Consider the following 7,086-nt stretch of genomic DNA (forward strand, 5'->3'; position numbering starts at 1 on the left):
GTGGGGTGGGGCGCGGCGCTCAAGGGGGCGTCAGACGGCGCGGGCGACGGCGAACAGGCTCATGCCCACGGGCAGCTTCACCTGCTGCTCGGCGCGGGCGAAGAGGGGCGCCAGCGTGTCGTAGAGCTTGAGCTGGAGCTTGGGCACCGCGCGGCGGCGCAGGATGCGGCTGTTGACGAACCAGCCGGGCAGGCCGACGAGGTTCATCCACTCCAGCGTGTCCACGCGGAAGCCGTTCTGTTCCAGCACCGCGCGCAGCGAGTCCTGGGTGTAGCGGCGGTAGTGGCCCACCGCCTCGTCGATGGCGCCGAAGAGCTGCGGCAGCGCCGGCACGAGGATGAGCACGCGGCCGTCCACCTGGAGGATCTGCCGGAAGCGGCGCACCGCGGCCGCGTCGTCCGGGATGTGCTCCAGCACGTTGGACAGCACGATGGTGTCCAGCTTCTCCGCCTTCAGCGACTCCCAGTCCGCGAGCGCCACGTCGGACAGGTAGGGGCGCACGTGGGGCTTGCCGCGGAAGAGGTTCTTCAGGCGGTCCACGTAGAAGCGCTCCACCTCCAGCGCGACGAGCATCTCCGCGCCGGCCTCCAGCTCGCGGGTGATGGTGCCGATGCCGGCGCCAATCTCCAGCACGCGGCGGCCCATGTGCTCGCGGAAGCGGCGGCCCAGCCACTGGTTGTAGTGGGTGGCGCCGTCCATGCGCTCCAGGGTGGAGTAGCCCTCGTGCTGGTTGTCCGCGTCGTCGCGCACGGTGGCGTAGCGCACCAGGGTGCGCAGGCGGGCCAGGTGCGCGGAGGCCGGGCGGCGGGGCACGGCCTGCAGGGGCGGCAGGGACACCTCCGTGAGGCGGAACAGCTGCGCGGCCATCTTCACCACCAGCTCCGCGTCCACCGAGTCGTCATCGCTGGTGAGCTGGATGGAGCGCAGCGCGTCCGTGCGGAAGGCGCGCAGGCCGGTGAGCGGATCCACCAGGGCCACGTCGGTGACGAAGCGGGTGATGCCGCCCAGGGCGCGTTCGGCCATCATCTCCGCCGAGTTGCCGGGGCGGCGGCCGAAGACGGCGTCGGCGGTGTCGTCGCGCAGGGGCTGCACCAGCGCGTCGTAGCTGTCCGGCGAATAGGCGGCGTCCGGATCCTGGAGCACCGTCATCCCGCCCGTGACGTGGGGGAGCGCGGCGCGGATGGCCGCCCCCTTGCCGCCCAGGGCGGAGAGGACGTGGACGTTGGGGCCGGGGGTGACGTCCACCGGCCCTTCACCCGCGAGCACGACCTGCGCCTGGCCCGCCAGGGCGTGCGCGAAGCGCGCGGCGGCGGCGGCGGTCGCCGGGGTGTAGGGGAGGACCACGGAGAGAGCTGGAACCATGGCGCCGCTGACTACCACAGCCGCTTTCAGGACGCGCGTTCGCGGACCGGAACGGATGGACGAGGAGCATCCAGGCGACGACCGTGCGATGGACAACCCGGCCGGGTCGTTGCACGCTCCGGCCGAAATTCCCCCAGTGCGATGTGGGTGCAGGTCGGGGTCCGGTGGTCTCGGGCCGGTGAGGCCGCCCGCGGCAGCCCCCCTTGGAGAGACGCGACGTGGAAGCAACGGAGTTGGACCCGGCCGGAGGAGCTCCCGGCGCGACGTCCGCGAGCATGATGCACCGGGCGCGCAGGTTGTGGCGCCGGCGCTGGGTGATGCTCGGGGTGGCCCTGGCGGTCACCGCGCTCACGGCCGCGTGGACGCTGCGGCAGCCGCGCATCTACGCGGCCAGCACGTCGCTCATCATCGACGTCACCGCCCCCCGCATCCTCGACGGCGACGTGAAGGAGGTCATGGGGGAGGAGCGCAGCAACTACTGGTTCAACAAGGAGTACACCGGCACGCAGAGCGAGGTCATCACCTCGCGCGCGGTGTCCAGCCGCGTGGTGGACCGGCTGGGGCTGGCCAACGACCCGGGCTTCCTGGGCCTGCCGGCGAACCAGGACGAGAAGGCGCGCGTGCAGGCGCTCCAGGGCGCGGACGCGGTGGGGCTTCTGCGCGCGCGCATCCAGGTGATGCCCGGCAAGGACTCGCGGGTGATGAACATCGGGGTGGAGGACGTGGACCCCGAGCGCGCGGCGCTGCTCGCCAACGAGGTGGCCGCCGCGTACATGGCGGAGAACCAGGCGCTCAAGATGCGCGTCACGGAAGAAGCGCGCACGTGGCTGGAGGTCCGCCGGGACGAACTGGGCCGTGAGGCGAAGGCGGGCGAGCTGGCCGTCTACGACCTGAAGAAGGACGCGGACATGCTGTCCACGTCGCTGGAGTCGCGGCTGTCCATCGTCAGCGAGCGCATCAACTCCTACAACCTGAAGCTCACCGACGTGCGCACGCGCATCGCGGCGCAGCAGGCGCGCGTGGACGCCATCCACCAGCTGCGCAAGGCGGCCGGCGACGACGAGACGTGGGCGGAGGCCGTGCCCGGGGCCAAGGACGGGCCCATCCAGGACATGAAGATGCGCTACGGCGAGCAGAAGGTCGCGTGCGCGGAGCTGTCGGAGCGCTACCTGCCGGAGCACCCGAAGCTCTTGGAGTGCAACCGCAAGCTGGCGGTGGTGCGCGAGGACCTGCTCAAGAGCCTGGGCAACGTGGTGCGCTCGGCGGAGCTGCAGCTCTTGGAGGTGAAGGGCGAGGAGAAGAACCTCAACAAGCTGCTGGACGAGACCAAGGCCGAGGCCCACCTCGTGAACAAGAAGGCCATCGAGTACGGGCAGCTCCAGCGCGAGTCGGACGACAACCAGCGCCGCTACGAGGACGTGCTCAAGCGGCTCAAGGACGTGGAGCTGTCGGGCCTCTTGCGCACGAGCAACGTGCGCGTGCTGGACGCGGCGCGGCCGGTGATGGTGCCGGTGCGGCCGCACACGCGGCGCAACCTGATGGTGGGCTGGGTGATGGGCCTGCTGCTGGGGCTGGGCGTGGCGCTGGTGCTGGAGTTCCTGGAGAACACCGTCACGTCGCAGGCGGACGTGGAGGACGTGCTGGGGTTGGCCTTCCTGGGCGTGGTGCCGCGGATGGAGACGGGCAAGGAGCCGGGCGATCGCGACCTGTACGTACACCGCTCGCCGCGCTCGGCGGTGGCGGAGTGTTGCCGCGCGGTGCGCACGAACCTCCTGTTCATGTCGCCGGACGACCCCTTCAAGACGCTGGTGGTGACGTCCAGCGGGCCGCAGGAGGGCAAGTCCACCACCTGCATCAACCTGGGCGTGGCCATGGCCCAGAGTGGCAACCGCGTGCTGCTGCTGGACACGGACATGCGCAGGCCCCGGCTGCACCGGGCGTTCGGCGTGCCCAACGACTTCGGCATCAGCTCGCTGGTGGTGGGGGAGGGCTCGCTGGACAAGGCGGTGAAGAGCACGGAGGTGCCCAACCTCTTCGTGCTGCCGTGTGGCCCGCTGCCGCCGAACCCGGCGGAGCTCTTGCACACGCGCGCCTTCAAGGATCTGCTGCGGACGGCGGGAGAGAAGTTCGACCGCATCATCCTGGACAGCCCGCCGCTCAACGCCGTCGTGGACGCGGCGGTGCTGGCCACGCAGGCGGACGGCGTGGTGATGGTGCTCAAGGCGGGCAAGACGGACCGCGGGGCCGCGCGCAGTGCGCTGCGCTCGCTGGCGGACGTGCAGGCGCGCATGTTCGGCGCCATCCTCAACGACGTGGACCTGCGCCAGCCGCGCTACGGCGACATGTACCTGGGCTACCAGGGCTATGGCCCGACCCAGGATGAGCCGAAGAGCGGGGTGGCGCCGTCGTGACGGGCGCGGGCCTGCGGGTGCTGCACCTGGGCAAGTTCTACCCTCCGGCCTCCGGCGGCATGGAGGCGCACGTGCGGACGCTGGCGCAGGCCCAGGCCGCGCTGGGCGCGCAGGTGGAGGTGCTGTGCGCGAACCACTCCGTGGACGGCACCGGCACCAGCCACGAGTTCCACGGGCGCAGCCCCACCCGCGAGGAGTGGGACGGCCCGGTGCGCGTGGTGCGGCTGGGGCGGCTGGCGTCCGTGGCGCGCATGGACGTGATGCCGGCGCTGCCGCTCGCGCTGCGTCGCGCGCTGGCGCGGGGCGTGGACGTGGTGCACCTGCACGTGCCCAACCCCTCCATGGTGCTGGCGCTGGATGCCGTACCGCGCCTGCCCGCGGTGGTGGTGACGCACCAGAGCGACATCATCCGCCAGCGGGTCGCGGGCGCGCTCTTCCGTCCCTTCGAGTGGCTGCTGTACGCCCGCGCGGCGCGGCTGCTGGCCACGAGCGATGCGTACGTGCGCGGCTCGTCGCTGCTCTCCACGTTCAAGGAGAAGGTGCGGGTGCTGCCGCTGGGCATCGAGCTGGACTCGTACCTGCGCCCTTCCTCCGAGACTTCTGTCGAAGCGCGCGAGGCCCAGGCGCGGTGGACCGCGGAGGCGGCGGGGGGCCCGCTGTGGCTGATGGTGGGCCGGCTCGTCTACTACAAGGGGCTGTTCACCGCGCTGGAGGCGCTGGTGCACGCGCCCGGAAGGCTCGTCGTCGTGGGCGAGGGGCCGCTGGCCGCGGAGGGACGCGAGCGGGCGCGGGCGCTGGGCATCGCGGACCGCGTGACGTGGGCGGGCTACCTGTCGCCGGAGGCGCTCGCGGGCGCGTACCGGGCCGCCACCGCGCTGTGGTTCCCGAGCAACGCGCGCAGCGAGGCGTATGGCCTGTCGCAGGTGGAGGCGCTGGCGAGCGGGCTGCCCGTGCTCAACACCGCGGTTCCGGACTCGGGCGTGGCGTGGGTGAGCCTGCACGAGCGCACCGGCCTCACGGTGCCGGTGGGCGATGCGCGGGCGCTGGCGGCGGCGGCGCGCCGGCTGGTGGAGGAGCCCGGACTTCGTGAGCGGCTGTCGCGAGGGGCGAAGGAGCGCGCGCAGGCGGAGTTCGCCCATGACGTGATGGCGGCGCGCAGCCTGGACCTGTACGCGGAGGCGCTCGGACGCAGCCCCGTGGTGGAAGCCCCGACTCCGGCTTCGGCTTCGGTCCGGCACGTCGCGGGCAGGGGCTGAGGCCCGGGCCATGCGCGTGCTGCACGTGTCCAGCGGCAACCTGTACGGGGGCATCGAGACGTTCCTGCGCACGCTGGCACTCGCCCGGGCGCAGCGGGGCGAAGGGCCGGAGCATGCGTTCGCGCTGTGCTTCGAGGGGCGCATCGCGGACGAGCTGCGCGCGGCGGGTGCTTCGCTGCACCTGCTGGGGCCCGCGAAGGTGAGCCGTCCGTGGTTGGTGTGGGAGGCGCGGCGCGCGTTGATGGCGCTGCTGGAGCGTGAGGCGTTCTCGGCGGTGGTGTGTCACGCGGCGTGGCCGCAGGCCCTCTTCGGGCCGGTGGCGCGCACGGCGGGAGTGCCGCTCCTCTTCTTCCAGCATGACGCGCTCACGGGCTCGCACTGGATAGAGCGCTGGGCTCGCGTCACCGTGCCAGAGCTGGCGCTGTGCAACAGCCGCTACACGGCGGGCACGCTGGCCCGGGTGTATCCGCGCACGCCGTGGCGGGTGCTCCATCCTCCCGTCCAGGAGGGCGGCGCCGGGCTCACGGCCTCCGAGCGCGCTTCGCTCCGGGGAGAGCTGGGCGCGAGCGCGGAGGACGTCGTCATCGTCCACGCCAGCCGCATGCAGGAGTGGAAGGGACAGCGGCTGCTGCTGGAGGCGCTGGGCCGGCTGCGGCAGGTGCCTCGCTGGAAGGCGTGGCTCGTGGGCGGCGCGCAGCGTCCGGAAGAGGTGGCCTACGAGGACGGCTTGAAGGCCCAGGTCGCGGGGCTGGGGCTCGCTGACAGGGTGCGCTTCCTGGGACAGCGCTCGGACGTGCCTCGCCTGTTGCGCGCGGCGGAGGTGCACTGTCAGCCCAACACCGGGCCGGAGCCCTTTGGCCTCGCGTTCGTGGAGGCGCTGTACGCGGGGCTCCCCGTGGTCACCACCGCGCTGGGCGGGCCGCTGGAGATCGTCGATGCGACGTGCGGCGTGCTCGTGCCGCCGAAGCCGGAGGCGCTCGCCTCGGCGCTGCGCGGGCTCATCGAGGACGAAGCGGCGCGGCGCAAGCTGGGACGTGGCGGCCCCGCGCGGGCGAATGCGCTGAGCGCGCCGCCCGTGTTCCTGCGCGCGCTGGAGGATGCGGTGCGCTCCGTGGTCCGGGAGCCCCTGTCATGAGGGGCGCCCCCTTCGAGCGTCCGCGACTCCGGGGCCCCGGCGTGCTGCACCAGCGGTACGTGCGCCGCGCGCCGGTCGCGGCCGGTGCGCCTGCGCTTGCGCTTGCGCCTGCTCCTGCTCCTGCTCCGGTGGAGAGGCCGGTCGGGTTCTTCGGCTCGGGCCGCGTGGTGGTGGCCTTCATCGGGTTGCTCTTCGGGTGTCAGCTCGCGCTGTTGGTGGAGGCGCTGTCCCCGCTGCGGGTCGTGTTCCGCATCCTGGCGTTTGGCACCAGCCTCGCGTTGCTGGCGCTGGTGAAGGGCCGTCGCCTCAAGCACCCCGCGATGCCCTTCCTGCTGGCCTTCGTGGGCGTGACGGCGTTCAACTTCTTCCAGCCCGGCACCACCAGCGCGCTGGCGGCGGCGGCGCAGGTGGGCATCCAGGCCGCGGTCTTCGCTCCGTTGTTCTGGGCGAGCCGCCTGCGCATCGACGAGAAGATATTCGGGCGCATCGTCCTGCTGCTCTTCCTGTTCAACATGGCGAGCGCCACGGTGGGCGTGTTGCAGGTGTACTTCCCCGGCCGCTTCCAGCCCGCGCTGTCCTCCGTCATCGAGGGGCAGGGCGAGGGCTACCTGCGCAGCCTCCAGTTCGAGACGGCCAGCGGCGCCCGCGTCTTCCGGCCCATGGGCCTGACGGACCTTCCGGGTGGCGCGGCCACCGGCGCCTTCTACGCGGTGCTGCTGGGCAGCGCGTTGCTCCTGAGCCGTCAGGGCACGTGGAAGCGCGTGCTGAGCGTCGGCGGCATCGGCGTGGGGTTGGTGAGCCTGTACCTGTGTCAGGTGCGCGCCGCGGCGGTGACGCTGCTGGTGTGCATGCTGGCCATGGGCCTGGTGCTGATGGTGGCGGGCCGGCTGATGCGGCTGGCGGTGCTGGGCGCGGTGGTGGG

The 7,086-nt window shown here is 72.4% G+C and carries 4 protein-coding genes and 1 pseudogene; 4 read left to right on the forward strand and 1 reads right to left on the reverse strand.

From position 1 onward, the window contains the following. Positions 1-30: 30 nt before the first annotated feature. The gene (locus tag D7X12_RS36900) at positions 31-1,362 is read right to left on the reverse strand and encodes a bifunctional glycosyltransferase/class I SAM-dependent methyltransferase (protein ID WP_120629891.1); all 1,332 of its coding nucleotides are present in this window, start codon (positions 1,360-1,362) and stop codon (positions 31-33) included. Between the two features lie 278 nt (positions 1,363-1,640). On the opposite strand from D7X12_RS36900, the gene D7X12_RS36905 reads away from it, so the two are divergent. The 4 genes and pseudogenes from D7X12_RS36905 to D7X12_RS36920 form a co-directional block, all read left to right on the forward strand. Beyond that, positions 1,641-3,773 (forward strand): GumC family protein, encoded by a 2,133-nt coding sequence (locus D7X12_RS36905; protein WP_439329414.1) that lies wholly within the window; start codon positions 1,641-1,643, stop codon positions 3,771-3,773. Further along, positions 3,770-5,029 (forward strand): glycosyltransferase, encoded by a 1,260-nt coding sequence (locus D7X12_RS36910; protein ID WP_120629893.1) that lies wholly within the window; start codon positions 3,770-3,772, stop codon positions 5,027-5,029. Before D7X12_RS36905 ends, D7X12_RS36910 begins: the two co-directional genes overlap by 4 nt. A gap of 10 nt (positions 5,030-5,039) precedes the next feature. After that, positions 5,040-6,164, forward strand: a complete 1,125-nt coding sequence (locus tag D7X12_RS36915) for a glycosyltransferase family 4 protein (protein ID WP_120629894.1) — start codon at positions 5,040-5,042, stop codon at positions 6,162-6,164. After that, a pseudogene (locus tag D7X12_RS36920) lies at positions 6,161-7,086 on the forward strand (hypothetical protein); the annotation flags it as partial. The gene D7X12_RS36915 and the pseudogene D7X12_RS36920, both read left to right, overlap by 4 nt.

Source organism: Corallococcus sicarius, assembly GCF_003611735.1.
GTDB classification, from domain to species: Bacteria; Myxococcota; Myxococcia; order Myxococcales; family Myxococcaceae; genus Corallococcus; species Corallococcus sicarius.

What these genes read in the sequence shown, in the direction of transcription:
- D7X12_RS36905 (WP_439329414.1), top strand. Translation starts at nt 1,641, where the DNA reads ATGCACCGGGCGCGCAGGTTGTGGCGCCGGCGCTGGGTGATGCTCGGG.
- D7X12_RS36915 (WP_120629894.1), top strand. Translation starts at nt 5,040, where the DNA reads ATGCGCGTGCTGCACGTGTCCAGCGGCAACCTGTACGGGGGCATCGAG.
- D7X12_RS36900 (WP_120629891.1), bottom strand. Translation starts at nt 1,362, where the DNA reads ATGGTTCCAGCTCTCTCCGTGGTCCTCCCCTACACCCCGGCGACCGCC.